This is a genomic window from Rhizobium sp. SVR5-2C, assembly GCF_056755115.1.
Map to the genome: position 1 here is coordinate 1 of NZ_JBNDHT010000094.1, position 26,903 is coordinate 26,903.

Consider the following 26,903-nt stretch of genomic DNA (forward strand, 5'->3'; position numbering starts at 1 on the left):
ATCACCTTCCTCGACGAGCAGAAGGCCAAGCGCGAGGGCAGGGCAGTCGAAGAGGTTTCGGCGGCGAGCACCGCGTCGATCCCAGTCGGCCGGTATGGTGATCCGCAGGAATATGCCGACGTGGTCGCCTTCATGGCGAGCAGCCGCGCTTCCTATCTGACGGGCTCCGTCATCCGCGTCGACGGCGGGCTGGTCGCGAGCGTCTGAGGAAACGGTCACGCACCGGCACGCATTGGACGGGGATCGAGATGATTCACTTGATGCGCAAATGACGGCGCCATCACCCGCTGAACAGTTCGATAGCCCCACTGCGTGATCACGAACTACAAGGTCCCTGTCGGCTGAGTTCGAGTTTGCGGCGAAACCGTTCGAGCTCGTGCCGACAGGGACTGTGTTTGCAGCCGACGCGCTGCCTGTTTTGCCCTGTCCCGCGCGTTGGCCTCCTGTGGCCTACGTGCGATCACTGAAAATTGAAAGGCCCCCCGCAGCAGAACGTCACCGCCGTATCGGGCTGTGTTACAGTTCTACGTCTTGGATAAGCGCAGTCTGGGTGGCCGATGCTTATAACACTCGCGGTACTTATGGGCCTCTATGGTACGGCCGCGCTAGCGCAAGCCGGGGGAGGCGATGTCGATGTGGAACTGGTTCTTGCCGTCGATACGTCCCGGTCCATGGATTACGAGGAAGCTCGCATCCAGCGCGAGGGTTATGTCGAGGCGCTCAAACATCAGGAATTCATCGATGCGGTGAAGGGCGGTCTCACCGGTCGCATCGCTATCAGCTATTTCGAGTGGGCAGGCTATGTCGTACCCGATTCCGTGATCGGCTGGCAGGTGATCGAGAACCAGCAGGATGCGATCGATTTCGCCGGCAAGCTCGAGGCTAGGCCAATCAACACCTATCGCCGCACATCGATCTCTGCCGCGATCGGTCAAGGCGCAGCGATGATCGCCTCTGGTCCCCATGACGGTATGCGAAAGGTGATCGATGTTTCGGGGGACGGTCCCAACAATGCCGGCGATCCGGTCTCACCTGTCCGAGACAAGGCGATGGAGGCAGACATCGTCATCAACGGTCTTGCGATTATGCTGAGGCCCGCCGATGCACCAGGCGGGCTCGACAAATATTATGCGGATTGCGTGATCGGCGGTCCCGGCTCCTTCGTGCTGCCGGTCCACAAGATCGAGGATTTCGCCGTTGCCATACGCCGGAAGCTGGTTCTGGAGATCAGTGGCCTTACCCCACGGGAGACGGTGCAGACAATTGCTGGCAACCAGCCAGGTTCTGACTGTCTGATCGGCGAGAAACAATGGCTAGACCTGTTCGATCGATGATGCTCGCTGATTCACCTGAGCCGCTTGCGGTGAAAGGTAAAGGCGCGGCGTCCAACTTGGTCAAGCTTCTCTATACAAGCTTTGACCGTTCCACTATCCATAGGCTTGATCTTCCGCGTCGAGGGCCGCGCCATCAATATCAAGCAGCTTCGCTATTTCGTCAAAGTCGCCGAAACCGGGAACATTACGCGGGCGTCGGAACGTTTGAACGTCGCGCAGACGGCGCTGGGGCAGCAGATCCGCCAGCTTGAGGATTCGCTCGGGGTGCAGCTTTTCGTGAGGCATTCGCGTGGCATCTCGCTGACAGAGTCAGGCGAGGTGCTTTATCGGCATGCCCTATCCATCCTTGCTGCGATGGAGGAAGCGCGCCGTGAGGTGATGGCGCGCAGCGAGAGCAAAAGGGAGGCCATCAATCTCGGAATCACGCCCAGCATCCAAGCGTTGATCGGGCCGGACCTGCTCGAAACTGCGCCGCTGAAAATCCCGAGGATATCACTCCGCATCGTCGAGGAACTGAGCTTCGTGCTCGTCGACGCACTCCTGCGTGGTGAACTCGACCTGGCATTGGCCTATGAGCTCGACCATCGCAAGGAACTGGTGACGACGTCCGTGGCCGAGGAGGAGCTGCTCTTCGTCGCGAGTGCCAAGACGCAGCCGCAGCGAGACTTTATTACCTTCACGGAGGCGGCACGGACCGACCTTGCGCTTGTCAGTGAGCGCGACATTGTCTGGCGGCTGATGCATGATGAGGCCGCCCGCTTGGGCGTCGACATGAATGTCGCCTTCCAGGTGCAGTCCATGCCGGCGATCAAGGCACTCGTCGCGCGCGGCGCGGCTACGAGCGTGGTACCTTATGGGCTGATGGCTGAAGAGGTAAACCAGGGCCTGGTGGTTGCCTGCCCTATCCGCGAACCGTCGATTAAGCGGACGCTGTATCTGACCAACGCCGCCGGCCGATCCGCTTTCGTCAACGAAAAGGCGCTGATGGGGTTTCTGGGTTCGATGGTGGGCTTACTCGTCGAGAGGATGGGTCCCTATGGCGCTTTGATCGGCAAGCGCGCCCCTTTTGACACGCCGCCGGGAAACGGCTGAACTCGTTAGACTGAGATGGACGATACGACCATAAATCTTCGGCAGCTGCGCTACTTCGCTACGGTCATCAAGACGGGCAGCATTTCGGGTGCTGCCCATCGTTTGGGTCTGGCGCAGACGGCGATCAGCCTGCAGATCCGAGATCTCGAGCTGGCCGTCGGTGTCAGTCTCTTCAAGCGGCACTCGCGCGGCGTCGCGCCGACAAAGGCCGGCGAGTTGCTTTACGACCGCTACAACGAATTGGAACGCTTCCTCCAGCAGGCGCTGAAGGACGTGCGCGTGGCCGGTCAGGCGGTAGCGAAGCCTTTCATCATCGGTCTGACACCAAGCCATATGCGTCTTGTCGGCGCCGATATCCTGCTGTCCGCATCACAGCGGCTCGGCTCGACGCCGGTGAAGCTGGTCGAGGAGCTCAGCTATGCGCTTATCGCGGCGGTGGAACGGTCGGAGCTCGATCTCGCTTTCGCTTATGACGTTGAAGGCCGCACCGGCCTCGTGCGCGATGCGGTGATCGAAGACGAGCTGCTCTTCGTTACCTCGGCCGCGAAGAGTAAGGGGGAGGGGCCGATCAGCTTTGCCGACGCACTGCAGGAGGAATTGTTCTTCGCGGGCGAGAAGGGCATCGTACCCCTTGTCCGGCAGATGGCGCAGCGTCTGCAACTGGATCCGCTGATCCGCTCCGACATGCAGTCAGTTCCTGCCATCCGCGCCCGGATCGCCGAAGGCGGAGCCAGCTTCCTGCCGTATGGAACGGTGGCCGATGGTGTGAGCCGCGGCATCTTCGCCATCCGCCGCATCGAGCGGCCGGTCCCCAGCCGCACGCTTTTCATGATCCGGCGCAACGAAGAACATTCCCCGCTCGAAGACAGTGCAGTCGGTCCCTTCATTAAGGAGGTTGTGCAGCATATCTGGCTGGCCTCGCGGCCTTACGCTGCGATCGTCGATCCGCGCTTTGCCGATTGCTAGGGCAGGGGCCATAGCAAAAAACTAATAGCTCGTCGCTTTCAACGGTCTTGGACACCAGGACTCGATCTGACTACCTTCTCCTCAACAACAAACGAGACGCGGCACACCGTGCCGATGCTCTCGCAAGTTATTGATTCATGAGGAGAAAGCTATGGGGGGATATCGGGTCACCGTCGATACGGGCGGTACCTTTTCCGACTTCGTCTATATGGATGAAGCGACTGGCGAAACATCGATTTCGAAGGTTCCTTCGACGCCGGACGACCCGTCACGGGCGATCCTTTCCGGTATCGAGCTGCTGTTGCAGAAGGGCGTTAAACCCGAACAGATCAGCTATTTCTGCCACGGCACGACAGTCGGCACCAATGCGCTTTTGGAAGGCAAGGGCGCCAAGACAGGACTGCTCGTCACCAAGGGCTTCCGCGGCATTTACGAGGTCGGCGAGCAGGCAAGACCGCATGGTCCTGCCATCTTCGACGTAATGTATGAGCGGCCCGCGCCGATCGTGCTGCCGTCCACGACCGGCGAGGTTTCCGAGCGCGTCATTTTCGATGGCAGCGTGCTTCAGGATCTCGACGAGGACGCATTGCGCGAGACATTGAGGGACCTGCGCTACGAGGGCATCGAGTCGGTTGCCGTCTGCTTGCTGTTCTCCTTCCTTCAGCCGCGACACGAGCAGCGTGTCCGCGAGATCATCCGCCAGGAGCTCCCTGACTGCGAAATTTCGCTCTCGTCGGAGATCGTGCCTCAGATCCGCGAGTATCACCGGCTGAGCACCACCGTCGTCAACGCTTATCTGCAGCCGATCCTGGCACGCTATATCGCCCGGCTGGCCGACAAGCTGTCGTCGATCGGCGTCGATACGCCGCAGAAATTCATCATGCAGTCGAATGGCGGCATGGCAACTTTCGCGACGACGGCGAGGAAGGGTGTCACGACGGTTCTCTCCGGTCCTGCCGGCGGCGTGACGGCAAGCGTCGCCATGGCACGCTCCACCGGGTGGAACGATATCGTCACCTTCGACATGGGCGGCACATCCTGCGACGTGGCGCTGATCAAGGGCGGTGCGCCCGTCATCAGCAATCGCGGCAAGGTCGAAGGCCGCGACATCGCCATGCCGATGATGGACATCAATACCGTCAGCGCCGGTGGTGGTACGCTTGCCGAGGTCGATCGGTTTGGCGTGCTGCAGGTGGGGCCGGAAAGCGCCGGTGCCGTGCCGGGTCCGGCGTGCTACAGCCGCGGCGGCACCAAGCCGACGATCACCGATTGCAACCTCCTGCTCGGCTATCTCTCGGAGGATAATTTTCTCGGCGGCCAGATGCGCCTCGACACGGCAAAAGCACAAAAGGCCGTGGAAACTGCCGTTGCCACGCCGCTCGGCATGGATGTCCGCGATGCCGCGGAAGGCATCATCAAGATCATCGACGTGAAGATGGAAGAGGCGATCAAGGCCATCTCGACCATGCGCGGTCACGACCTGCGCGATTTCATGCTGCTGCCTTTCGGCGGCGCCGGCCCGCTTCATGCGTGCCGCATCGCCCGTGATCTCGGCATGGCCGGCATCGTCGTGCCGCTGCATGCCGGCGTCTTCTCGGCCATGGGCCTCATCATGTCCGATGTCACCCATGACTATGTCCGCTCGCGTCTGGCCCAGCTCGACAAGGTTGCGCCGGAAACGGTGAGCGAGATCTTTGCCGACATGGAGGCGGATGCGCTGGCGGAACTCAGCGAGGAAGGCTTCGGCCCGTCGCAGATCCGCATTACCCGGGCCCTAGACATGCGTTATGCCGGCCAGGGTTACGAGCTGACCGTCGCTGTCGAGGATGTGGGCAGCCGCGCGGCGCTCGATGAAGTGCGGAAGCGCTTCGACGATGAGCATGAACTGATGTTTGGTCACAAGGCCTCCGGCGAATCCGTGGAGATCATCTCCTACCGCGTCAAGGCGGTCGGGCTCGTGCCGCCTGTGAATGCCAAGCAATACCAGCCTCAGGGCGGCACGGCTGATGATGCCCTCCTCGGCCGCCGGCGGGTACGGATGGATGGTCGCGATATCGAATGCGCCGTCTATCAGCGCGAGCGTCTCGATGTCGGCATCACCTTCGACGGGCCTGCGGTGATCGAGCAATTCGATTGCACGACCGTGGTGATGCCGGAGCAGACGGTCCGCGTTGATCAATTCAAGAATCTGGTAGTTATGGGAGCCAAGAATGCTGCAGCGTGATCTTTCAGCAAAACCGACGGCAATCGAGCTGGAGGTGATCCGGGCAAGCCTTGGCGGCATCGTTTTGGAAATGCAGAACTCACTGTTCCGCACAGGCTTTTCCACGATCATCCGCGAATCCCAGGATGCCTCTTGCGCACTGCTCGACGCCAATGCCGCCGTCATTGCCCAGCACGTTGTGCTGCCCTTGCATCTCGGCGCCTTTCCCGCCTGCACCGCAGCCGTGCTGCGCGCCTTCGGCGACGACATTGCGCCGGGCGATGCCTTCCTCATCAACGACCCCTATGAGGGAGGCAGTCCGCATGCACCTGATATGGCCGTCATCACGCCGATTTTCTTCGAGGGCACGCTCTCGGGCTTCTGCGCCAGCATCGCGCATAAGGGCGATATCGGCGGTCCGGTGCCGGGTAGTTGCTCGGGCCAGGCGCGCGAAGTCTTCAACGAAGGTCTCCAACTGCCGCCGGTGCGTTATCAGCGCAATTTCCAACCTTGGGGAGACATCGAGCGCATCATCGCCGCTAACAGCCGCACGCCGGCCTTGGTGCTCGGCGATATCCGCGGTCAGCTCGGTTCGGCGCGCCTTGGCGAGCGCCGGATGGAGGCGCTGTTTGGCAAGTTCGGCCTCGACAAATGCCTGGCCGCCTTCGACGAGCTCGGCCATATCGCCGAGCGTCGCATGCGGGCGGTGATCGAGACCTGGAAGGACGGTACCTTCGAAGCCGAGCGCTTCGTCGATGACGACGGCATCGAGCTTGCGAAACCGGTCCGCATCCATGTGCGCGTCGAAAAGACCGGTGACGCGATGCATTTTGATTTCAGCGGTTCGGCGGACCAGACGCGCGGGCCGGCCAATATCCGTCCGCCGCTTCTGCAGGCGGCCTGCGCCTATGCTTTGATCTCGCTGGTCGACCCGAACATCTTCATCACCAGCGGCATCCTGAAGTCCTACGCGGTGACGGCTCGGCCGGGGAGCGTCGTCGACCCGCGCTATCCCGCACCCGTCAACACCTATAACCCGACGGTACACGCGGTCGTCGATGCGATCTTCGCGGCCCTTGGCCATGTCGTGCCGGAGCGCTCGCGGGCGGATGGCTGCGGCAGCCGCTCGATCATCCTCGGCGGGCGCAGCACCAATACCGGCAAGGGCTACGTGCAATACGAGATCGTCGGCGGCGGCGCCGGGGCAAGGGCAAGCCGCGACGGTGCGTCGGGAACGACGGTCAACCAGAGCAATGCCAAGATCGCACCCGTCGAGATCATCGAGAGCGAATTCCCGACCCGGCTCATCGCCTTCGAACTAATCAAGGATTCCGGCGGCGCCGGCAAGTTCCGGGGAGGCCTCGGCATCCGGCGGAAATACCTGAACCTGGCTGATGCGCGCTTCTCGATCCGTTCGACCAAGCACGTCATCCCGGCTGAAGGTTATTCCGACGGATTGCCGGGGCGCACGGGGGATATCCAGGTCAATCCGGACCGCGAGGACCGGAAGCGGTTGCCGACGCGCTGCGCCGACTACCCGCTGATGGCCGGCGATGTCTTCGAACTGGAGACGCCCGGCGGCGGCGGCTACGGCGACCCGCTGACGCGCGATGCCGGCATGGTGCTTGCCGATGTCCGCGAAGGCTACGTCTCGCTGGAGAGAGCGCGTGAATTCTACAGCGTCGCCATAGTCGTCGGCAGCGAAGGGTTTGCCATCGACGAGAAGGCGACGGCAACACTCAGAGCCTTGAATGAAAAACGGGCCGCTTCGGCCTGATTGGGAGGAATGACAGAGATGGATGTGAATGCAACCAAGAACCCCACGGCCGGCGTTATCGGCCTCGGCGCCATGGGCTATCAGATGGCCCGGCATCTGAAGGAAAAGAACTTCTCGATCACCGGCTATGATGTCTCTGCCGACGCGGTGAAGAAATCGACCGACATCGGCATCACGGTCGGCAGTGATATCGCCGCCGTCGGCAGCCGCTCGGATGTCGTCATCGTCATGGTGCAGACCGACAAGCAGGTGGTCGACGTCATTGGCCCCGGCGGTCTCCTGGCCTCGATGACGCCTGGATCCGTCATCTGCATCGCCAGCTCGATTGCCCCGGAAACCTGCCGTGAGCTCGAACGTCAGGCCGCGGAGCGCAACATCGGCGTGCTCGACACACCGGTCGTGCTTGGTCAGGAAGCGGCCGACAACGGCACGCTCACCGTCTTCGTCGGCGGCGAGGCGAAGTGGCTGGACAAGGCCCGGCCGGTACTTTCCGCCTTCGGCCGCAACATCCTGCATATCGGCCCGAGTGGCACTGGCCAGATCGCCAAGACGGCCAACAACATGCTGCTCTGGGCCTGCATCTGCGCCAATTACGAGGCCCTCAGCCTCGCCCGCGCGCTAGGGGCCGATGTTCCGACGCTGGTTGCGGCCTTGAGCCATTCCAGCGGTGCCAATTGGTCGCTGTCACGTTGGGGCAAGAGCACTGGCAAATGGGCGGAGAAGGATCTGGATGTCGCCCTCGACCTCGCCCAGTCGGCCAAGCTGCCGCTGCCGCTGAACGGTCTTGTCGACCAGCTCATGAAAACGATGAACCGCGAGAAGATGCAGAGCCTGCTCGCATGAGCATGGATCAAGGAGGATGAGAGTTGGAAAAGAAGCTTGAAGGTCAGGTTGCCATTGTTACCGGTGCCGGCCGCAATATCGGCGAGGCGACGGTGAAGCTGCTGGCGGCCAGCGGCGCTTCCGTGGCGCTTGTCGACGTCAACAGCGATCTCGCATCTGGCGTTGCGAGGGCAATCCGCGAAGAAGGTGGCGCGGCGGAAGTCTTCACGGCCAATATTGCCCTGGAAGCCGATGTCACGAAACTCGTGGCCGACGTGACCGCCCACTTCGGCAAGGTCGATATCCTGGTGAACAATGTCGCCATCAGCGACAACAAGCATATTCTCGACGTCACCAAGGAGGAATGGGATCGGGTGATCGCGGTGACGCTGACCGGCACCTTCCTGATGTCGAAATATGTCGCGACCCAGATGGTCGCCCAGGGACATGGCGGAGCGATCGTCAACATCGGCTCGACTTCCGGCTTCTACGGCCGCCCTCGCGCGATCGCCTATACAGCGGCGAAGGCGGGCGTCGCCAATCTCAGCCGCTCGCTTGCCGTCCAGCTCGCCAAGCACAAGATCCGCGTCAACTGCGTGGTGCCGAACAAGATCGGCTCGCCGGTCGGCAAGGACACCTTCGATCCGACGCGCCCGGTCGTGAACCTGCGCGATCGGCCCGGCGTGCCGGAGGATCTGGCCCGTGCCATCCTGTTCCTGGTTTCACCGGATTCCGACTTCATCGACGGCACGACGCTCTTCGTCGACGGCGGTGTTTCGGCCTTGATGCCGGGTTCGGAGTAAAAAAGTCGAGGCGCCCGCGCATGATGTGCGGGCGCTTATGTGAGGCGGGCCGCAGAGGAGCGGTCCGCCGATCACAAGACATGCCATCGCAGAACTATCGATGCCGCCGGCCTGGGCCGTGCGAGTGGCTTCGGCCAGGGAGAGACACGTTGTTCGCATAAAAAGGGAGAGAGATATGCGACAGAATATTCATCGCGCTTTACGCAGATCCGTGCTTGGCTTCGCCGCTGCGGCGATTGCCGCCGTCGGCCTGGCAGCCACGGCATCCGCGCAATCGGCCTCGGTCGACGCCATTGCCAAATATGATGGGGCGGACCGCCTCGAAAAACTTGCGGCGGGGGCCAAAAAGGAAGGCGCGCTCACCGTCTATACCTCCTTCACGGTCGATGACATGAAGGCCGTCACCGATGCCTTTACCGCCAAATACGGCATTCCTGTCGAGGTATGGCGCGGCTCGTCCGAAGACGTCCTGCAGCGCGGCCTCACTGAGATCAAGGCCGGCCGCTACAGCGTCGATGTCTTCGAAAACAGCGGCCGCGAGCTGGAGGCGCTGGCCCGCGAAGGCGTGCTGGAGCCGATCAATTCGCCGACCCTGCCGGAGATCCTGCCCGATGCCGTTCCTGCGCATCATATGTGGGTCGGCTCACGTATGAACCTCGTCGTCGGCGTCTATAACACCAACCTGGTGCAGAAGAGCCAGCTGCCGAAATCCTGGGACGGCTTCCTCGACCCGCAATGGAAGGGCAAGCTGGCCATCGAATACGAGGATTACGATTGGTTCTCCGCCATTGCCCAGGAATTTCCGACGGAAGAGCAGGGCATCAATTTCTTCAAGAAGCTTATGGCCACCAACGGCGTTTCGGTGCGCAAGGGTCATACGCTGCTCACCAATCTCACTGCGTCCGGCGAAGTTCCGCTCGCCTTTACCGTCTTCGACTTCACTGCCAAGCAGGTAAAGAATGACGGCGCGCCGCTTGATCTCTTTACCATCGGAGCGATCCCGGCGCGGCTCAACGGTGTTGCTGTCTCGAAATATGCGCCGCATCCCAATGCCGCCATCCTGTTCCACGAATACATGATCAGCGAGGGACAGCAGGTGCTTGCCAAGCGCAATGTGACGACGACGAATATCAAGCGCGTTCCGCTGCCGGCCGACACGAAGATCAAGATCATCAGCCCCGCCTTCCTGCTCGACCAGGGCAAGAAATGGAGCGATCTCTACGAGCAGATCGTCACCGCCGAGCGCTGAGCTTGCGAGGCGGGAGGGCCGCGGCACCTCCCGCCTCATTCTATCGCGTACCGAAAAGCAGTGTCTTGATCGTCACCGGCACCATGAAGGATGGCAGCCGGACACGACCGACATCGACAAAATCGAAGTCGCTTGCTTCGATGCCGTCAAGCACCATCACTTCGCTCGCAACTTGCAGTTCCTCCTTGAGGATGGCGCCGAGGCTGCGGGCGATATCGCCTGAAACGAGGATATAAAGCGGCACGTTTCGCGAAATCTGGGCTGCCAAGCCAAAGGTAATCCCTTCTGCCAATGCTCTCAGCCGAGGATAGGCGGGCATCCCACCGAACCCGAGTGAGATTGCGATGGGGCGGGATGGATCGATATCGAAGGCGGCGACATGCCCTTCGATCGAGGTACCAATCTCGGACGCGACAAGCGTATCGGCTTCGAGGTTGATAAGCGGGCGGAAGACTTGGAGGTTGCGGCGGGGCAGGAGCGTTGCCGGCGACGAGATGAAAATCGTGTCGCCGCTCAGCCTGACGCTGTGCTCGGAAGCGCCAAGCACGGTTGCGCGGATGCATTCACCGGGCGGAAGCAGAGGATAGGGCAAGAGCCCCGTATGGATGCGCCCGCGCAGTGTGGTCCCGAGTGTGCGGCCGAGATCGCTGAAATCGCGTTTCTCCCTGTCGTACACATATTCCCCAACTCCACCGGCAAACATGACACCATCGACGGCAGCCTGCTGCAAAGGCGCAGTCAGCAAGGTTTGCTGGAGCGTTTCCGACATGCGCCCGGTGATGGCGTCGAGGATCGTATCTGCCATCGTCGACGCGACGGCGCGACGCGCGGCGGGATCGATCAAGCTGCCGACCTCCCAATCAAAACCGGCGCGACGGGCGTAGGCAGCGCCGGCCGCATCGAGGCGGCGGATGCGGTTTTCTTTGTCGATGACGGCAAGGCGTCCGCCGGCAGCAAGCGCGGCTGTTTCGATGATGCATCCGTTTTCCACGACCGCGAGCTTCGTGGTAGCGCCGCCGATATCGACCAGGAGGATGCGCCGCCCGCCCTCCTGCCGCGAGCACTCGACCGCGCCGGAACCATGGGCGGAGAGCCTTACCTCCATATGATCACCGGCCGCCGCGCAGACCAGTTCGCCGACCGTTTCGGAGACGAGGTCGGCGATCGCATCGGCGTTGCGCCGCAAGGCCGCCTCGCCGGTCAGAATGACAACGCCCGTCTCGATATCGTCTGGTGTTAGTTCCGCAGCCTCGAATGCATTGCCGAGGATGGCGAAGAGCCGGCTCTCGTCGATCAAGCCGTTTTCGTCGAACGGCGTCGGCGCGATGGGGGAGAGGAAAAGCGTCTCGCGCCGATAACCCGGGCTATCCGTACCGGTGTACGCCATCGACAGCCTGGAGAAGGCGACCTGCGTGCTCGAAGAGCCGATATCGATGCCGGCGCTCAGGAACGTCACCGGCTTCAGGATGTCGGACTCTTCGGGAAAGTCGTGATCATGGTCGTGGTCGACCATACCGGAACCATGATCGTGGTCGTAATCGGCACCGAGGGCGTGGTCGTTGATCGAGTGAGGTCTGTCCGCCACGAGCAATACTCCGTCATCGGCGCCGAGGATGATCGCTCAGCGCCGGTTACCCCGGACGTAGTCCCTGATGATCTCATCGGTCAAGACGACACGCGGATCATATTCCGGCGCATCATCGAGCTGGTCGAGCGTATTGAGACCGATCTGCTTGAAGATGCGGTTGGTTGCCGCGATCAGTCGGGCAGGACGATCCGGATCGAGGTTGAAATGCTGATGGATGGTGTTCGGCGGGATGTAGATCACATCGCCCGCTTCCCATTCATAACGCTTCTTTTCCTCCTGCGGCACCCATTCGAAGGCATCCACGACCTCGACGTCGCAGTCCTGATGGATATCGTAGCCCTTGCCCTCGATGACATAGATGCACTCCTCGGCGAGGTGCCGATGCCGGCCGGAGCGGGAGCCCGGCGGAATGATCTGCATATAGGCGTCAACGGTCTCCATGCGGGTATTCATGTTCTCGTTGATCAGGTGCTTCAAAAGCCCCTGGCGGGACATTTCCCATGGCAGTTCGCCCGGCTTCAGGATTTTCTTGCGGCGGGAATTGCGCGAGGGCGCGTCCTGCGCATCGTCGAGCAAACGCTGATAGAGGCGCTCATTGGCTGCGCCGTTCAGCCATACGGAGGTTTCATCCCAAGCCATATCAATAGCCTCCCTTCGGATGGTTCAGATCTTCTTCCGCTTCGCGTACCTCGAAGCCAAAACTTTCCTCGGTGTCGTCGACGGAGCGGTCGATAACCGTCTTCTGGAAGAGCATGTTGAGGAACATGTACATCGGCTTGGTCTTGATCACGATAGCGCGCGCCGGCCGTTCCTTGCTGGCATTGAAGTGCTGGTGGACGCAGTTGTTGTGAACGATGACGACGTCGCCGGCTTCCCAGTCGTAACGAACGCCGTCATGGATTTCGTAGCCGGTGCCGTCGAGAATGTAGAAGGCGGCCTCGTTGACATGCGCATGCTTCTGCGAGGCGGCGCCGGGCGCGTATTCTTCCAAGTGTAGGTGGAAGGTCTGGGTGATGCCGTCCTTCGGTTCGACATAGTGGCGAGTGAAGGCCTGCGGCCCGTCGACGAAGGCCGTTTCTTTCGCCTTCTTGACACGCGGGACCGAGCGTAAACGATCCAGCTCTTCCTTCAGGTTGTAGGCGCCTTGGATAGGACGAACGAAGACGCGGTCTTTCTTTGATTGATAGAGCCCCGCGATCTTCTCATCGCGGGTCAGGTGTTTGGAATTGTGGGAGATTCCGGGTGTCTCCTCCCGGTCTTTTTTCTGGTCCATATGATCCAGGTCCTTTCTGCTTTCGGAATTGTGAATTGTCGGTCACCGCTTCAGCCTGGCAGCATATCGGCCAGCACAGGGGCTCAAGGCACCTCCTATTGCCCCGAAGACAGCGACTGCTTGATGAGCGCGACGGTTTCGGGCGATTGGGCGAGCGCCGATTTGATCGCAGTGGCGACATCCTCGCCGATCATCGCATCGACCGGCAAGCCGAGGCCGTCGGCCTTGGCGATGAGCTCCGGATCGGTAATCGCTCTGCGGTAGGCCTCGCGAAGAGTAGCCAGCCGCTCGTCCGGCATGCCGGCGGGGCCGGCGGTCAGGCGGGCGATGGTGCCTTGAGAGGCGATCAGCGCGATCACTTGTCTCGCCTCGGCGGTGGAGGCGAAATCGGCCATCTGGGGCAGCGTCTTGTCGCTGCCGCCGATCTGAGCCAGGAACTTGCCGTTACCCTCGCTGACGAACTGCTCGTAGCTTGAGCGGAAGGCGACGACGCCCTGGATTTCGCCGCGGATCATGCCGAGCTGAGCCTCGTTGCCGTTATAGCCGCTGATGATCTTGACCGGCAGGCCGACGGCCTGTTGCAGCATGATGGTTTCGACATAGGAGCCGCTGCCGACCCCATCGGCGGCGAATTTGATCTCGCCTTTCCCAGCCATCAGTTCCTCGATGCTGTCGATGCCGGATTTGGTGGAGACGACCACGACGCGAGGATCGGACGCCGCCTTGCCGATCCAGCTCATGTTGCCCAGATCGAAACGGACGCCGGAAACGCCGGCGAGCTGGCTGTAGATGAGGCCGGTGTTGAACGTCCCGAAGGTCAATCCGTTCGGCTTCGAGGCGGCGATGAAATTGGTGCCGAGGACATGGCCGGCGCCGGGCATGTTGCGGACGACAAAGGTGGAGCCGGGCAGATATTTTTGCATGTATTGCGCCACAAGCCGCCCATAGGTGTCGAAGCCACCGCCCGGACCGATGGTGACGATATAGTTGACGGTTTTGCCGTCGAAGAATTCCGCCCCCTCCTGCGCGGCGACAGGCGCCGCCAGAAGGACGAGGGCGACGCCCGCGGCGGCGAGCCTATCAACGATGAGATTCATGTTTTCCTCCTCCAAAATCGATCAATCTATGAAGTCCTACGCCGCAGCCCTCCCAGCTGAGACGGGGCTTCCGCGGACCCGGGCAAAACCCAATCTACTCTAAGCGAATAGTCCCTCCGCCAACCCTTTCCGAAGACGGGCAGACGCTTGCTGCGGCCCGGGTTCATCCGGGCAGCATTTCGGCGAGAAGTCGGCCATAGCCGCGCACGGGCTGGCGGATTGAAAGCCGATGCTGGATTTCCCAGCAGCGCGCCGGCACGGGATGCAGCACCGGCACGCCAAGATCCTGTTCGAGCATGTCGATGATCGGGAGGACCCGCCAACCGGAGCCAAGCAGATAGATACCCTCGGCTTTTCCCTTATGGGGTAGGAAGATGCGTTTGATATGGGCGTAGACCGTCTCCGGCGAGAGTGCCCCAACCTCGGTGAACGGCACGTCGATGCCCTCCATCGCCAGCACGTCGAAACCGGCATCAGTGAAGTAGCGCGCAAAGACCTCGTTGATCTTGCCGCCGAAATAGGAGGCGCCGACGAATCGCTTGATGCCGAGCGCGTTCAGCGCCCGGATATGATTGGTCCCGGAGGTAAAGATCTGCGTGTTGTAGGTCTTCTCCCAGCCGGCGATCAGCTCCGCCTCTCCCTTGTGCCCGAGCAGCATAAAGGGAGGCGCGCCTTCCGGATGGATCAGGTCGACCTTCTCTTCCACCAGCCGGGCGATCAGCGGCTCGTAGCCCTGCACGGCGCGGTCGAGTTCGTCCTTCGCCCCTTTCTTAATGTCGAGAAACAGGGGAATGACACCGATCCCGTCGGGCAGGATCCGGATAAGCTCCTCGAGTGAGCCGGGACGCATCGTTGGCTTGATGCATCCGATCGTACCGCGCCAGCTGCTGAAACTCATGCTTTTCTCCAATATGCCTTAAAATTACGCGGCCGGGAAATCCGGCGAGAAAGGCGGCGGCATGTCTGCCGCCGCAATTGTCGGGCCAGGGGGGCAGCCTCTCACTGGCTCTTGGATAGCGATTGCTTGATCAGCGCCACCGTATCCGGCGACTGGTTGAGCGCCGCCTTGATGGCATCGCTGACATCGTCGCCAACCATGGCATCGACGGGAAGGCCCATTTTGTTTGCCTTGGCAACGAATTCCGGATCGGCGACAGCCTTTTTGTAGGCATCGCGGAGCGCGGCCAACCGATCTTCCGGAATGCCTTCCGGCCCGACGGTCAGCCGCGCAATCGTGCCCTGGGAGGCAATCAGCGCAATCACCTGTTTGGCCTGTTCGGATGTGGTGAGATCGGCAAGCTGCGGCAGATCCTTGCTGGAGCCGCCGATCTGAGCGATGAACTTGCCGCGGCCCTCCTTCACAAAGTCTTCGTAGCTGGAACGGAAGGCGACGACGCCCTGGATCTCGCCGCGCATCATGGCGAGCTCGTCCTCGTTGCCATTATAACCGCTGACGATATCCACCGGCAGCCCGGCTGCTTGCGCCAGCATCAGCGTCTCCACATAGGAACCGCTGCCGACGCCGGCGGCTGCGAACTTCACCTTGCTGCTGCCCGTCATGAAGCTCTTGATATCAGTGATACCCGAATCTTTGGAAACGATGATTGCGCGCGGATCGGAAGCGGCCTTGCCGATCCAGGACATCTTGCCGAGGTCGAAGCGGGCGCCGCTGACGCCGGCGAGCTGGCTGTAGACGAGACCAGTATTGAAGGTACCGATCGTCAGGCCGTCCGGCTTCGAGCCGGCGATATAGTTGGCGCCGAGCATATGCCCTGCGCCCGGCATGTTCTGGACGACGAAGGTGGTGCCCGGTAAGTATTTCTGCATGTATTCGGCCACGAGACGGCCATAGCTGTCGAAGCCGCCGCCGGGGCCGGTCGCGACAATATAATTGACAGTTTTGCCTTCGAAAAAATCCGCGCCGGAATCGGCAAGCGCCGGTGAAAAGGCAGCAGTGATCAGCAGGCCAGCCGCCGCCGGCCCCAATATGGCTCTAAACATGATGTTCCTCCTCTAGCCCCAGTCTCCCTGGGCATGAGGCAATTGTCACAAGGTCAGAGGTGCGTGTCTAATAGTGATAAGCGTGGCAAGGTATAAGTTTTATGCAATGGCCAAAGAGGTGACTTGGTGACAGGTCATATTGTTTCGCCTCTCGAAATAGACATCGCTTGCGCCCGCACTAACTTTCGCAGGCTTCGGTTCGAAGGACGCGACTAGACCTGATCGCTACGGCGAAAAAATTATGTCTTGCATTGCTGAACGATCTTGGACAGCCGTTCAGCATCTCTATAGGCTTTTGTCATCGAGGCCTTCATGGACAGGCAGGAACGGCGGCGCTGAAAATGGCAGGCGCGATTGTCCGCGCTTTCACTCGAAACTTAATAAGGCCGGGAATGCGTTTTGGAGGAGGCGCAGTGAGGCGGTCGTTCGATAGATGCGGTGGCCTTTGAGATAAGCGCTTTGCGGCCCGATGGGGCCGCGGGCCGCAATTTAAAGAATCGATTGTCGCGAGCAACGGCCGCAAAGGCCGTGTGTGCCGGCGTTTGTGTCGGTTTCGGCGATGGAAAGGGAGGTGGCATGACGAGTGAGACGAAAAGCCATACGCTGGACGACCATCGTTACGAGGATTCATTCAGTCATGAGCACGGGCCGGATTCCGATCACGACCATGACGATTTAGGCCCGATCGGAGCGCTCGAAGACAATCCGATCTGGCTGCAGGACAACGTCTTTCTGAAAAGTGTGGGGATCGATATCGGGTCCTCCGGCACGCAAGTTATTTTCTCGGCCATTCACCTGCGCCGCAGCGGCGAGGATCTTACCAGCCGCTATATCATCGTCGCGCGCGACACGCTTTTCCAGTCGACCGTGCAGTTCACGCCCTATGAAAACGAAACACTGATCGACGCGCGGGCGCTCGGCGAGATCATCGACCAAGCCTATGCAGCCGCCGGTCTCTCGCCGGATGAGATCGATACGGGTGCGGTGATCCTGACCGGCGAGGCTCTGCGCCGCGAGAACGCCGGCGCCATCGCTGCGGTTCTCGCCTCCAAGGGCGGACAGTTCGTCTGCGCCACGGCCGGTCATCACATGGAGTCGATGCTCGCAGCGTATGGTTCGGGCGCTGCCCGCCGATCCTATGACGACCAGACGCGCCTCCTTAATGTCGATATCGGCGGCGGCACGGCAAAACTCGGCCTGATCGAGCACGGTAAGGTCGTTGCCACGGCGGCCGTCCATGTCGGCGGACGCCTCATCGTCGTCGACGAGAACAATCGCATCGTCCGGCTGGATCCTGCGGGCCGCCATCACGCGCGCCAGGCGGGCTTCGACTGGAGCGAGGGCGACACCGTTTCATCCTCCGATCTCGATCATGTCGCCGCCGTCATGGCCGATACCTTGCTCTCGGCGATTGCCGATCCGCAGCCTCAGGTGTCGGTCATGCATCTCTTCCTGACCGAACGCTTGCCGGTGCTTGGCAAGATCGACGGCCTGATCTTCTCGGGCGGCGTCGGCGAATATCTCTACGGGCGGGAAGAGCGCGACTTCGGCGATCTCGGCCGCCGGCTCGGAAGAGCCTTGCGCGCGAGGCTCGATCAAGGTGCCTTGCCCTGGCCTCTGCTCGATGGCGGCGAGTGCATCCGTGCCACGGCGCTGGGCGCATCGGAATACAGTGTGCAGCTGAGCGGCAGCACGTCCTTCATTTCCGATCCCGGCAGGCTGCTGCCGCGCCGCAATCTTCAGGTGCTGCGCCCGCCCGTCGATCTCTCGGGCGAAATCGATGCGCAGGCCGTTGCCGCGGCAATTGCACGCCACCTGCAGCTTTTCGACATAGACAGCAGCGGTGTCGAGTTTGCGCTGGCCTTTGAATGGGCCGGCGAACCTGAATATGGCCGCATCCGGGCGCTAGCAGAAGCACTGAAGTCGGCCGTTATCGGTCGACCCATCCTTGTCATGCTCGACGGGGATGTCGCGATGACGTTGGGTTCGATCCTCAAGGAAGAGCTCGCTGTGACGGAGGATGTTCTCGTCCTCGATGGACTGTCGCTGCACGATTTCGATTTCCTTGACCTCGGGCGTGTCCGGCTGCCGTCGCGAACGGTCCCGGTGACTGTAAAGTCCCTGGTTTTCAGCGAGGCGGAAGCGACGGTCGACCGGCCGCAGCGCATTCATCACCGCGAATGGAGTGAAAGAGGCTCCGCCGCCGGCGGGCATCGTCACCACCATGACCACCATCATCATCATGGTCATGATCACGACCATGGTCACCACCATCACCATCATGGCGGCGAGGCACATTCGCATGGCGTCGCCACGGAAAAAAGCGGTCTACGTCAACGGTAAGCCGCAGCCGGAGGCGGGTTCCACTAGGCAGAAATAATCGGGAGGATATGAATGACGATCGAACAGGAGTATGCGGGGCAGTCGGCTTCGCTGAGAACTCCACGCTTCGATGCCAAATGGATTGTCATCGGTATTGTCGTGGCGGCCGTTGCCTGGCTGGCGCTCGTGCCGCTTGTTTTTCTGGTCTGGCAGAGCTTCTTGACGCCTGGCACCGCCGCGTCGCCTGCCGTTGCGACCTTCGGCAATTATATCGAGGCCTATACCAATCCCGAGACTTTCAGCCTCTTCGTCAACTCGGTCGTCTTCGCTTTCGGCACTGCCTCTCTCGCGCTCGTCGTGGGCGGCTTTCTGGCCTGGCTGAATGAGCGGACCAACACGCCGTTCAAAATGCTCTTCTACGCGGCGGCGATTGTGCCGCTCGTTATCCCAGGCATCCTCTTCACGGTCGCCTGGATCATGCTGGCGAGCCCGAAGATCGGCATCTTCAACCTGCTCGCGCGCAACATTTTTGGCATTCAGGACCCGATTTTCGACATCTACACCATGGGCGGAATGATCTGGGTCGACGGCCTGCACTACTCCCCGGTCGCATTCCTGCTGATGTCGGCCGCCTTCCGCGCCATGGATCCGTCGCTGGAAGAGTCGGCGATGATGAGCGGGGCCTCCATCCCGCAGATTGCGATGCGGATCACCTTCAAGCTGGCCTGGCCGGCAGTTCTGGGCTCGTTCCTGATCCTGTTCGTCCGCTCGCTTGAATCCTTCGAAGTGCCTGCGCTTCTAGGATTGCCTGTCGGTATCCAGGTCTTCACCTCGTCGATCTACAAGGCGATCCACGAATACCCGAGCAATGTCGGCCTCGCTTCTGCCTATGCCATCACGCTGCTGGCGATCGCCTCCTTCGGCATCTATTTCCAGTCCCGGCTGGTTGCCCGCGGCAGCCGCTATTCGACGGTGACGGGCAAGGGCTTTCGCCCGCGGCCGATGGATCTCGGCGCCTGGCGCGTTCCGGCCGCCATCGTCCTGGTCTTCTACACCCTGCTGGTCGTCGTGCTGCCGTTCCTCGTGCTGCTGTGGTCGTCGCTGCAGAAATACTACAGCGTGCCGAGCTATGCGGCGCTGAAGAACATTTCCTTCGCCGCCTATATCAAGATGATCAATTACCCGACGGTCGACCGCGCCGTCATCAACAGCCTCATTCTGTCGCTCGGATCGGCGGCGCTGGTCATGCTGATGACCTCGGTGATCTGCTGGATCGTCGTGCGCACCAAGCTGCCCGGCCGCTGGCTGCTCGACAATCTCGCCTCGCTGCCGATGGTCTTCCCCGGCCTCGTCCTCGGCCTGTCGGTGATGATCTGCTACCTCTACCTCGACATCGGCATCTACGGCACGCTCTGGATCATGCTGATCGCCTACGTCACGCGCTTCATGCCCTATGGCATGCGCTACAACATGACCTCGATGCTGCAGATCCATAAGGAGCTCGAGGAATCCGCGGCGATGAGCGGAGCCGGTTGGCTCACCACCTTCTGGCGCATCCTGCTGCCACTCCTGAAACCCGGCCTGCTCGCCGGCTGGATCTACGTGGTCGTGGTTTCCGTCCGCGAACTGTCCAGTTCCGTGCTTCTCTACAGCTCCGGTTCGGAAGTTGTCTCGATCGTGATCTGGGAGCTCTGGCAGAACGGCCAATATGTCGAACTCTCGGCCTTCGGCGTCATGCTGATCGCCGCACTCTTTGTAATCGTCATCATCGCACAGCTCGTCGGCCGCCGTTTCGGCGTCAGCGAGAGCTGAGCCATTTCATTTACCTAACGCATTGAAAGGAAGGCCCAATGGCGAAAGACGCACTCGTTTCGGAAGATTTGGCGAAGAAGTTCGCGACCGAGAAGGAAACGCCTTACACACGCTGGATTCGGGACGAGGGGCTGGACATCATCCCCGCCCTTTACGTGCGCAATCTGAGGACCGTGCCTCTGAAGCCCTGGGCGCGGCGCGGCGGCAATGCCGTGTTCGTCAACCACGACGCCTCCCGCACGTCCAATGACAGCTATGTCATGGAAATTCCCGCGGGCGGGAAGCTTGCGCCGCATCGCCAGCTCTACGAGGAAATGGTCCTCGTGCTCGAGGGGCGCGGCTCGACGACGGTCTGGAACGACGCCGGCCAGAGGATCACCTTCGAGTGGCAGGCCGGATCGCTCTTCGCCATCCCGCTCAATACCTGGCACCAGCATTTCAACGGATCCGGCCAGCAGCCGGCGCGTTACATCGGCGTCACCAACGCGCCGCCGATCATCAATCTCTACGAAGATCTCGATTTCGTTTTCAATAGCAAGCACGACTTCCCGAACCGTTTTGCCGGCGAGCCCGATTACTTCAGCAACAAGGGCGAGCAGAAGGGTCTTCTGCTTCAGACCAATTTCGTCGCGGATGCGGTCAGCCTGCCTTTGATCAGTGCCAAGGAGCGCGGTGCGGGCGGCGGCCATATCCGCTTCAACATGGCGAAGGGCTCGATGAACAGCCATATTTCGCAGTTCCCGGTCGGCACCTACAAGAAGGGACATGCCCACGGGCCGGGCGCCTACGTCATCATCCTCAGCGGCGAAGGCTATTCGCTGATGTGGCCGGAAGGCGAGGAGCCCAAGCGCTACGACTGGGAAGTCGGGACGTTGATCGTGCCGCCGAACATGTGGTTCCATCAGCACTTCAACACCGGCACGACGCCCGCCCGCTACCTCGCCTTCAAGCATGAGGTCGTCTCGATCCGAAATGCGCAGGGTGTGCCGAAAGCCTGGATCAGCCGGCGCCTCGGGGGCGACCAGATCGACTATGCCGACGAGAGCGCGATCGTGCGAACGACATTCGCCGACGCGCTGGCCAAGAACGGCCTGACCCCCCGCATGGATGCCGCCTACGAGGCGGAACTTGCGGACCTGCCGTCGAAATAGACAGCCAAAAACATCAGAGAGCCGGCTGCTGTCCCGGCCACAATGGAGGAGGAAAGAAATGAGCATGGATTCAACCCGGAGCAAGGGCGGCCGGTCCGCCTGGCTCCACTGCCTTGGAATGGCCGCCGTAGCGGCCGGCTCGCTGCTCGCCGCGGCGCCGTCCTTTGCCCAGTCGACCATTGCCGATCTCGCCAAGTATGAAGGGGCGGATCGTATGGAGAAACTGGTTGCCGGCGCCAAGCAGGAAGGTACGCTTACGGTCTACACTTCCGCACCAGTCGACGACATGACCGCGCTGACGGATGCTTTCACCGCAAAATACGGTATCAAGGTCGAGATATGGCGCGGCAGCTCTGAAGACGTGCTTCAGCGCGGCGTGACCGAAACCAAGGCCGGCCGCTACACCGCCGACGTTTTCGAGACGAACGGGCCGGAGCTCGAAGCGCTGACGCGCGAAAACGTCCTGCAGCCCATTTCTTCGCCGACCTTCAAGCAGATGCTGCCGGAGGCCGTGTCACCACATCACGGTTGGGTCGGCACGCGCCTGAACGTGATTACGTCAGCCTTCAACACCAACCTCGTCGACGCTGCTTCCGCGCCGAAGAAGTGGACCGATTTCCTCGATCCGCAGTGGAAGGGCAAGCTCGGCGTCGAGGCCTCGGATTCCGACTGGATGGCGGCCGTCATCAAACGGTTTCCCTCCGAGCAGGAAGGGATCGACTTCTTCCGCAAGCTCAGCGAGACGAACGGTCTTTCCGTCCGTTCCGGCCATACGCTGCTGACCAATCTCGTCGCATCGGGCGAAGTGCCGCTGTCGATGACGGTCTACCAATACAAGGCCGAGCAGTTGAAGCAGGACGGCGCGCCGGTGGATTCCTTCGGCATATCGCCCATTCCGTCCCGCGTGAACGGCATCGGCATTTCGAGCCATGCAACTCATCCGAATGCGGCCCTGCTTTTCTATGAGTTCGAATTGACCGATGCGCAAGCGATCCTCGCCAAGCGAGGTTTCACGCCCACGAACGTTGCGCTTTTCCCGCTGCCTGAAGGTGTCCGCCTGGATGTGATCGATTCCAAGATCGTGCTCGACGAAGGCAAGAAGTGGCAGGACCTCTTCGATCAGATCGTTCTTCAGAAGAAGTGAAGACTCGCTCCCGCAGCGGATCGCCGCTGCGGGAGATCAATTGCTTTTGGCCGGACATCCCGATCGGCGGGTGTGGATGTCGTCTCTGCAATCCCGCAATGAGGAGAAAACCGTCATGCTTTCCGTCAGGGAGCTTTACACCGAATATCCCGACAAGAAGGGGAACGTCGTCAAGGCCGCACAGGATGTCGGCTTCGAGATCCCGGAGGGCAAGCTCTTCACGCTGCTTGGACCGAGCGGCTGCGGAAAGACTACGACGCTGCGGTCGATCGCCGGTCTCGAACGGCCGAAGACGGGAATAATCTCTGTCAACAATACGGTGGTCTTCTCCTCCAGCAGCAACGTCTTCGTTGCGCCGAACCAGCGCAATTTCGGCATGGTGTTCCAGAGCTACGCCATCTGGCCGCATATGAGTGTTTTCGAGAATGCGGCCTTTCCTCTCCGCGTCAGCCGCAAGCGTTTCACGAAGCAGGAGATCGAGGACAAGGTGAATCGCGTCCTCTCGGTCGTGGCGCTCGAAAATTTCGCAGAGCGCGAGGCAACCAAGCTCTCCGGCGGCCAGCAGCAACGACTGGCACTGGCGCGGGCGCTGGTCATGGAGCCGAAGCTGCTCTTGCTCGACGAGCCGCTTTCCAACCTCGATGCGAAGCTGCGCGAGAAGATGCGGTTCGAGCTCAAGCGCCTGCAGCGCGAGCTGAACATAACGACGATCTACGTCACCCACGACCAGCAGGAGGCGCTCGCGCTTTCCCATCAGATCGCATTGATGCAGAACGGCCGGATCGTCCAGCTGGGAACGCCGCGGGATATCTACGAAAAGCCCGCCTCCCGTTTCGTGGCCGATTTCGTCGGCACGACGAGCTTCCTGCAGGCGACGGTCAAAAGCCGCGACACGCGCAGCAACGAATGGGTGATCGACAGCGAAATCGGTACGATCCGGATGGCCGGCAATGAGGGCCTGCAGCCCGGCGACAAGATCACGGTATCGATCCGCCCCGAAAACGTCCGCCTTCTCGAAACCGCGGACAACAGCGTCCCCTCGGACCGTCTGCTCGAGGGCACCGTGAGCACCAAGCTGTTCCTCGGCGAGTTCATCGACTTCCAGATCGATCTGGGCGGCACCCTGCTGCTCGCCCGCGCCCATCCTTCGCTGCGCACGCCGATCGGAGACCGGATCTTCGTCGATATCCATCCTGAGCACTGCACGCTGATCCACAACTGATCGCGGCCTCGGCCATTCGTGGGGTCGATGACCTGTTTGGAGACGGTCAATCACGACAAACCCGCCTGCAATGGAGTGAAGGCGGGTTCAAAGAAGAAAGAAGAGGAGAACAGAATGAAATTGCAGAGGCGTCTTTTCATGCTTGCGACCGCGTCTTCGCTGCTGGCCGCAAGTTTCGCCATACCATCACAGGCCGACGACTCGCTGCTGACGTCGACAGCCCCCGACCGCGAGGCGAAGCTGGAGGCGGCCGCCAAGGCCGAAGGCGAGCTGACGCTCTATACGTCGATTGCCCAGAACGACCTCGAGCCGCTGATCAAGCCGTTCGAGGACAAATACGGCATCAAGGTCACCACTTGGCGCGCGAGCGGCGACGACGTTCTTCAGCGCGTCGTGCAGGAGCAGAAGGCGGGGCGCGCAACCGTCGACAGCATCCACATCAGCGCGCCTGAGATGGAGGCGCTTCACCGGGAAGGCCTCCTACAGAAGACGGAATCGCCATATTACGCCGATCTGCTCAAGGGCGCGGTGCCGGAGCACAAGGAGTGGGTCAGCACGCTGCTTTCCGTATGGGTTCAGGCCTACAACACGGACCAGGTGAAGAAGGAGGATCTGCCCAAAACCTATGCGGATCTGCTCGACCCCAAATGGAAGGGTAAGCTCGGCTTCGAAGCCGAGGACATCGACTGGTTCACGTCGGTCGTCGAGACGATGGGCGAGGACAAGGGGCTGCAGTACTTCCGCGATCTGGTGAAGACCAATGGCCTTTCCGTTCGCAAGGGACATTCGTTGCTGAACAATCTGGTCGTCGCGGGCGAAGTGCCGCTCGGTCTGACGCTCTACAACTACATGCCGGTACAGGCAAAGAGCAATGGCGCGCCGATCAACTGGTTTGCACTGGAGCCGGCAATTGCCCGCGCCAACGGGATCGGTGTCGTCAAGACCGCTCCCCATCCCAACGCGGCCGCGCTCTTTTCCGATTACATGATCAGCCAGGGTCAACCGATCCTGACCTCGCTCAACTATATTCCGACGTCGACCAAGGTGAAATCACCGCTCGAATCCATCGAGCTGAAGATCGCCGATCCGGCGGACAAGCTCGACAACGCCTCCAAGTGGGAGCCGCTCTACGACAAGATTGTGCTGCAAGGAAATCCGGGCTGACACCGTATAGTGCAGAGCAAAATGGCCCGGCCATTCCGATGGCCGGGCCATTTTTATGAGGCAATGCTGCGTGACTTGAGGGTCGAAAATAGCGCTACCGTGATCATGGTCGCGAAGGCACCTAAAGCATGATCCGCGATCGCGTGATTTTTGCGTGTCGCAGATCATGCCCTTGCATCACGGATGTCCGGGAATATGCCCAGCAGGCTGACGTGTGCCCCTCAGATATTCGCGCACGATGTCGTCGGTCAGCGTGACCTTCGGATCGAATTCCGGCGCGTCCTCCAGCTGATCGAGGGTGTTCAGCCCGATCTGCTTGAAGATACGGTTCGTTGCGGAGATCAATCGCACCGGGCGATCCGGCTGCAGGTTGAAGTGCTGATGGATCGTGTTTGGGGGAATGTAGATGACGTCACCCGCCTCCCACTCGAAGCGCTTGGTTTCCTTCTGGGGAACCCACTCGAAGGAATCGGTAATTTCGACATCGCAGTCCTGATGGATGTCGTAGCCGCGGCCCTCGAGAACATAGACGCATTCCTCGGCGAGATGCCGATGCTTGCCCGAGCGGGAGCCGGGCGGAATGATCTGCATATAGGCATCGACGGTTTCCATGCGGGTGTTCATGTTCTCGTTGATGAGATGCTTGAGCAGACCCTGCCGGGACATTTCCCAGGGCATTTCCTTTGGCTTGACGATCTTTTTCCGACGCGAGTTGCGGGAAGGAGCGTCCTGGGCCTCATCGAGAAGCCGCTGGTACAGCCGCTCGTTGCCGGCGCCGTTCAGCCAGACCGAAGTTTCATCCCACGCCAAATCAGTATCCTCCCTTCGGATGGTTCAGGTCGTCTTCGAGTTCGCGGACCTCGAAACCGGCGCTCTCAGGCGTATCCTCGACCTGGCGGGCGACCACCTGTTTCTGGAACAGCATGTTGAGGAAGAGATACATGGGCTTGGTCTTGATGACCAAGGCGCGGGCAGGCTTCTCCTTGCTGGCGTTGAAATGCTGATGGACGCAGTTGTTGTGGACGATGACGACGTCGCCTGCTTCCCAGTCATAGCGTACGCCGTCATGGATTTCATAGCCGGTGCCGTCGAGAATATAGAAAGCCGCTTCGTTGACGTGCCCGTGCTTCTGGGATGCGGCGCCCGGCGCATACTCTTCCAGATGCAGATGGAAGGTCTGGGTGATGCCGTCCTTGGGTTCGACATAGTGGCGGCTGAACGCCTGCGGCCCGTCGACGAAACCGGTCTCCTTGGCCTTCTTGACGCGCGGGACCGAGCGCAAACGATCCAGCTCTTCCTTCAGGTTGTAGGCGCCCTGGATGGGGCGAACAAAGACGCGGTCCTTTTTCGAGTGATAAAGGCCGGCAATCTTCTCTTCATTGCTCAGATTCTTGGAATTATGATTGATGCCCGGCGTTTCCGGCGACGTTTCCTGGGTTTTCATATCCTCATTGTCTCTTGATTGGCCTGGGGAAATCTTCACACGCTCACCTAGTGCTGTCTAAGATGGATATATTACACAAGCCATAAATTTAACGCTGTGACAGGCTGTCAGCGGTTCCCATCCAATGCAGCGAGATAGCAAGCTAATCTTGATCTGGCAGATAGCAAAATTCCATTCTTGCCGTGAGCTAGCATGCATATAACGTCGTGGTTCGGAATGTGGTTGGGAGGCTGCAGCTAGGGGTGGAGGTTGATGAGTTCCTCATCGCAGGCACGTTTTATTAGCTGTCATCTTTCCTTTTGATCGCATCATTTGCGGAAATAGAACGCGTTCTACGGAGGCGGGCGGCGAGGTGAACCTTAATCTCAGACAGCTCCGATATTTTGCCGAAGTGATAAAGGCAGGCAATATCTCACATGCGGCATCGCAACTGGAACTT

Annotated in this window: 23 protein-coding genes; 15 read left to right on the forward strand and 8 right to left on the reverse strand. The window is 60.7% G+C overall.

Translation table 11 applies throughout. From position 1 onward, the window contains the following. The 9 genes from ACPYOI_RS23550 to ACPYOI_RS23590 all read left to right on the forward strand — a co-directional run. Positions 1–207 (forward strand): SDR family oxidoreductase (locus ACPYOI_RS23550; protein WP_481420130.1); only part of this gene is annotated, 207 nt, incomplete at its 5' end. A 350-nt stretch (positions 208–557) separates the two neighbouring features. Continuing rightward, positions 558–1,334 (forward strand): DUF1194 domain-containing protein, encoded by a 777-nt coding sequence (locus tag ACPYOI_RS23555; protein WP_481420129.1) that lies wholly within the window; start codon positions 558–560, stop codon positions 1,332–1,334. A gap of 81 nt (positions 1,335–1,415) precedes the next feature. Continuing rightward, positions 1,416–2,426 carry a LysR family transcriptional regulator gene (locus ACPYOI_RS23560; RefSeq protein ID WP_481420128.1) on the forward strand — a complete coding sequence of 337 codons (1,011 nt, stop codon included), beginning with the start codon at positions 1,416–1,418 and terminating at the stop codon, positions 2,424–2,426. A gap of 15 nt (positions 2,427–2,441) precedes the next feature. Further along, positions 2,442–3,392 carry a LysR family transcriptional regulator gene (locus ACPYOI_RS23565; protein ID WP_481420127.1) on the forward strand — a complete coding sequence of 317 codons (951 nt, stop codon included), beginning with the start codon at positions 2,442–2,444 and terminating at the stop codon, positions 3,390–3,392. A gap of 151 nt (positions 3,393–3,543) precedes the next feature. Beyond that, positions 3,544–5,616 (forward strand): hydantoinase/oxoprolinase family protein, encoded by a 2,073-nt coding sequence (locus ACPYOI_RS23570; protein WP_481423426.1) that lies wholly within the window; start codon positions 3,544–3,546, stop codon positions 5,614–5,616. Beyond that, on the forward strand, positions 5,603–7,372 hold the full coding sequence (locus ACPYOI_RS23575; RefSeq protein WP_481417579.1) for a hydantoinase B/oxoprolinase family protein: 1,770 nt from the start codon (positions 5,603–5,605) through the stop codon (positions 7,370–7,372). The genes ACPYOI_RS23570 and ACPYOI_RS23575 overlap by 14 nt, the downstream gene beginning before the upstream one ends. 18 nt (positions 7,373–7,390) lie before the next feature. After that, positions 7,391–8,215: an NAD(P)-dependent oxidoreductase gene (locus ACPYOI_RS23580; protein ID WP_481417580.1), complete on the forward strand. Its 825-nt coding sequence runs from the start codon at positions 7,391–7,393 to the stop codon at positions 8,213–8,215. A 23-nt stretch (positions 8,216–8,238) separates the two neighbouring features. After that, positions 8,239–8,997: an SDR family NAD(P)-dependent oxidoreductase gene (locus tag ACPYOI_RS23585; RefSeq protein WP_205927367.1), complete on the forward strand. Its 759-nt coding sequence runs from the start codon at positions 8,239–8,241 to the stop codon at positions 8,995–8,997. A gap of 175 nt (positions 8,998–9,172) precedes the next feature. Then, a complete protein-coding gene (locus tag ACPYOI_RS23590) occupies positions 9,173–10,246 on the forward strand; it encodes an ABC transporter substrate-binding protein (RefSeq protein ID WP_481417581.1) in 1,074 nt (357 codons plus the stop codon). Between the two features lie 40 nt (positions 10,247–10,286). Here the strand turns inward: ACPYOI_RS23590 and ACPYOI_RS23595 are convergent, their stop codons facing one another. The 6 genes from ACPYOI_RS23595 to ACPYOI_RS23620 form a co-directional block, all read right to left on the reverse strand. Next, positions 10,287–11,831, reverse strand: coding sequence for an ethanolamine ammonia-lyase reactivating factor EutA (locus tag ACPYOI_RS23595; RefSeq protein WP_481423427.1), 1,545 nt, complete (start codon positions 11,829–11,831; stop codon positions 10,287–10,289). Positions 11,832–11,867: 36 nt separating this feature from the next. Continuing rightward, positions 11,868–12,473, reverse strand: a complete 606-nt coding sequence (locus tag ACPYOI_RS23600) for a cupin domain-containing protein (RefSeq protein WP_168833029.1) — start codon at positions 12,471–12,473, stop codon at positions 11,868–11,870. A gap of 1 nt (position 12,474) precedes the next feature. Further along, complete coding sequence (locus tag ACPYOI_RS23605) at positions 12,475–13,107, reverse strand: cupin domain-containing protein (protein ID WP_168833028.1); 633 nt, start codon at positions 13,105–13,107, stop codon at positions 12,475–12,477. 95 nt (positions 13,108–13,202) lie between these two features. Beyond that, positions 13,203–14,204 carry a Bug family tripartite tricarboxylate transporter substrate binding protein gene (locus tag ACPYOI_RS23610; RefSeq protein WP_481417583.1) on the reverse strand — a complete coding sequence of 334 codons (1,002 nt, stop codon included), beginning with the start codon at positions 14,202–14,204 and terminating at the stop codon, positions 13,203–13,205. A gap of 163 nt (positions 14,205–14,367) precedes the next feature. Then, positions 14,368–15,102, reverse strand: coding sequence for a maleate cis-trans isomerase family protein (locus ACPYOI_RS23615; protein WP_481417584.1), 735 nt, complete (start codon positions 15,100–15,102; stop codon positions 14,368–14,370). 101 nt (positions 15,103–15,203) lie between these two features. Next, positions 15,204–16,205: a Bug family tripartite tricarboxylate transporter substrate binding protein gene (locus ACPYOI_RS23620; RefSeq protein ID WP_481423428.1), complete on the reverse strand. Its 1,002-nt coding sequence runs from the start codon at positions 16,203–16,205 to the stop codon at positions 15,204–15,206. Positions 16,206–16,781: 576 nt separating this feature from the next. Here ACPYOI_RS23620 and ACPYOI_RS23625 point away from each other — a divergent pair. The 6 genes from ACPYOI_RS23625 to ACPYOI_RS23650 all read left to right on the forward strand — a co-directional run bounded on the left by ACPYOI_RS23625 (position 16,782) and on the right by ACPYOI_RS23650 (position 25,020). Next, complete coding sequence (locus tag ACPYOI_RS23625; RefSeq protein ID WP_481417586.1) at positions 16,782–18,548, forward strand: ethanolamine ammonia-lyase reactivating factor EutA; 1,767 nt, start codon at positions 16,782–16,784, stop codon at positions 18,546–18,548. A gap of 51 nt (positions 18,549–18,599) precedes the next feature. Further along, positions 18,600–20,339 (forward strand): ABC transporter permease, encoded by a 1,740-nt coding sequence (locus ACPYOI_RS23630; RefSeq protein ID WP_481417587.1) that lies wholly within the window; start codon positions 18,600–18,602, stop codon positions 20,337–20,339. Positions 20,340–20,377: 38 nt separating this feature from the next. Continuing rightward, positions 20,378–21,490: a cupin domain-containing protein gene (locus ACPYOI_RS23635; RefSeq protein ID WP_481417588.1), complete on the forward strand. Its 1,113-nt coding sequence runs from the start codon at positions 20,378–20,380 to the stop codon at positions 21,488–21,490. Positions 21,491–21,548: 58 nt separating this feature from the next. Further along, positions 21,549–22,634, forward strand: a complete 1,086-nt coding sequence (locus ACPYOI_RS23640) for an ABC transporter substrate-binding protein (protein ID WP_246704606.1) — start codon at positions 21,549–21,551, stop codon at positions 22,632–22,634. A gap of 115 nt (positions 22,635–22,749) precedes the next feature. Further along, on the forward strand, positions 22,750–23,856 hold the full coding sequence (locus tag ACPYOI_RS23645) for an ABC transporter ATP-binding protein (protein WP_481423429.1): 1,107 nt from the start codon (positions 22,750–22,752) through the stop codon (positions 23,854–23,856). A 114-nt stretch (positions 23,857–23,970) separates the two neighbouring features. After that, positions 23,971–25,020: an ABC transporter substrate-binding protein gene (locus ACPYOI_RS23650; protein WP_481423430.1), complete on the forward strand. Its 1,050-nt coding sequence runs from the start codon at positions 23,971–23,973 to the stop codon at positions 25,018–25,020. 177 nt (positions 25,021–25,197) lie between these two features. On the opposite strand, the gene ACPYOI_RS23655 is transcribed toward ACPYOI_RS23650, so the two are convergent. Together ACPYOI_RS23655 and ACPYOI_RS23660 are read right to left on the reverse strand one after the other, a co-directional pair. Beyond that, the gene (locus ACPYOI_RS23655; RefSeq protein ID WP_481417591.1) at positions 25,198–25,830 is read right to left on the reverse strand and encodes a cupin domain-containing protein; all 633 of its coding nucleotides are present in this window, start codon (positions 25,828–25,830) and stop codon (positions 25,198–25,200) included. A 1-nt stretch (position 25,831) separates the two neighbouring features. Then, on the reverse strand, positions 25,832–26,464 hold the full coding sequence (locus ACPYOI_RS23660; protein WP_481417592.1) for a cupin domain-containing protein: 633 nt from the start codon (positions 26,462–26,464) through the stop codon (positions 25,832–25,834). Positions 26,465–26,903 lie beyond the last annotated feature (439 nt).

Coding starts and splice junctions, on each gene's coding strand:
- ACPYOI_RS23555 (WP_481420129.1), top strand. CDS start 558: ATGCTTATAACACTCGCGGTACTTATGGGCCTCTATGGTACGGCCGCG.
- ACPYOI_RS23565 (WP_481420127.1), top strand. CDS start 2,442: ATGGACGATACGACCATAAATCTTCGGCAGCTGCGCTACTTCGCTACG.
- ACPYOI_RS23570 (WP_481423426.1), top strand. CDS start 3,544: ATGGGGGGATATCGGGTCACCGTCGATACGGGCGGTACCTTTTCCGAC.
- ACPYOI_RS23575 (WP_481417579.1), top strand. CDS start 5,603: ATGCTGCAGCGTGATCTTTCAGCAAAACCGACGGCAATCGAGCTGGAG.
- ACPYOI_RS23580 (WP_481417580.1), top strand. CDS start 7,391: ATGGATGTGAATGCAACCAAGAACCCCACGGCCGGCGTTATCGGCCTC.
- ACPYOI_RS23590 (WP_481417581.1), top strand. CDS start 9,173: ATGCGACAGAATATTCATCGCGCTTTACGCAGATCCGTGCTTGGCTTC.
- ACPYOI_RS23600 (WP_168833029.1), bottom strand. CDS start 12,473: ATGGCTTGGGATGAAACCTCCGTATGGCTGAACGGCGCAGCCAATGAG.
- ACPYOI_RS23605 (WP_168833028.1), bottom strand. CDS start 13,107: ATGGACCAGAAAAAAGACCGGGAGGAGACACCCGGAATCTCCCACAAT.
- ACPYOI_RS23610 (WP_481417583.1), bottom strand. CDS start 14,204: ATGAATCTCATCGTTGATAGGCTCGCCGCCGCGGGCGTCGCCCTCGTC.
- ACPYOI_RS23615 (WP_481417584.1), bottom strand. CDS start 15,102: ATGAGTTTCAGCAGCTGGCGCGGTACGATCGGATGCATCAAGCCAACG.
- ACPYOI_RS23620 (WP_481423428.1), bottom strand. CDS start 16,205: ATGTTTAGAGCCATATTGGGGCCGGCGGCGGCTGGCCTGCTGATCACT.
- ACPYOI_RS23625 (WP_481417586.1), top strand. CDS start 16,782: ATGACGAGTGAGACGAAAAGCCATACGCTGGACGACCATCGTTACGAG.
- ACPYOI_RS23630 (WP_481417587.1), top strand. CDS start 18,600: ATGACGATCGAACAGGAGTATGCGGGGCAGTCGGCTTCGCTGAGAACT.
- ACPYOI_RS23635 (WP_481417588.1), top strand. CDS start 20,378: ATGGCGAAAGACGCACTCGTTTCGGAAGATTTGGCGAAGAAGTTCGCG.
- ACPYOI_RS23640 (WP_246704606.1), top strand. CDS start 21,549: ATGAGCATGGATTCAACCCGGAGCAAGGGCGGCCGGTCCGCCTGGCTC.
- ACPYOI_RS23645 (WP_481423429.1), top strand. CDS start 22,750: ATGCTTTCCGTCAGGGAGCTTTACACCGAATATCCCGACAAGAAGGGG.
- ACPYOI_RS23650 (WP_481423430.1), top strand. CDS start 23,971: ATGAAATTGCAGAGGCGTCTTTTCATGCTTGCGACCGCGTCTTCGCTG.
- ACPYOI_RS23660 (WP_481417592.1), bottom strand. CDS start 26,464: ATGAAAACCCAGGAAACGTCGCCGGAAACGCCGGGCATCAATCATAAT.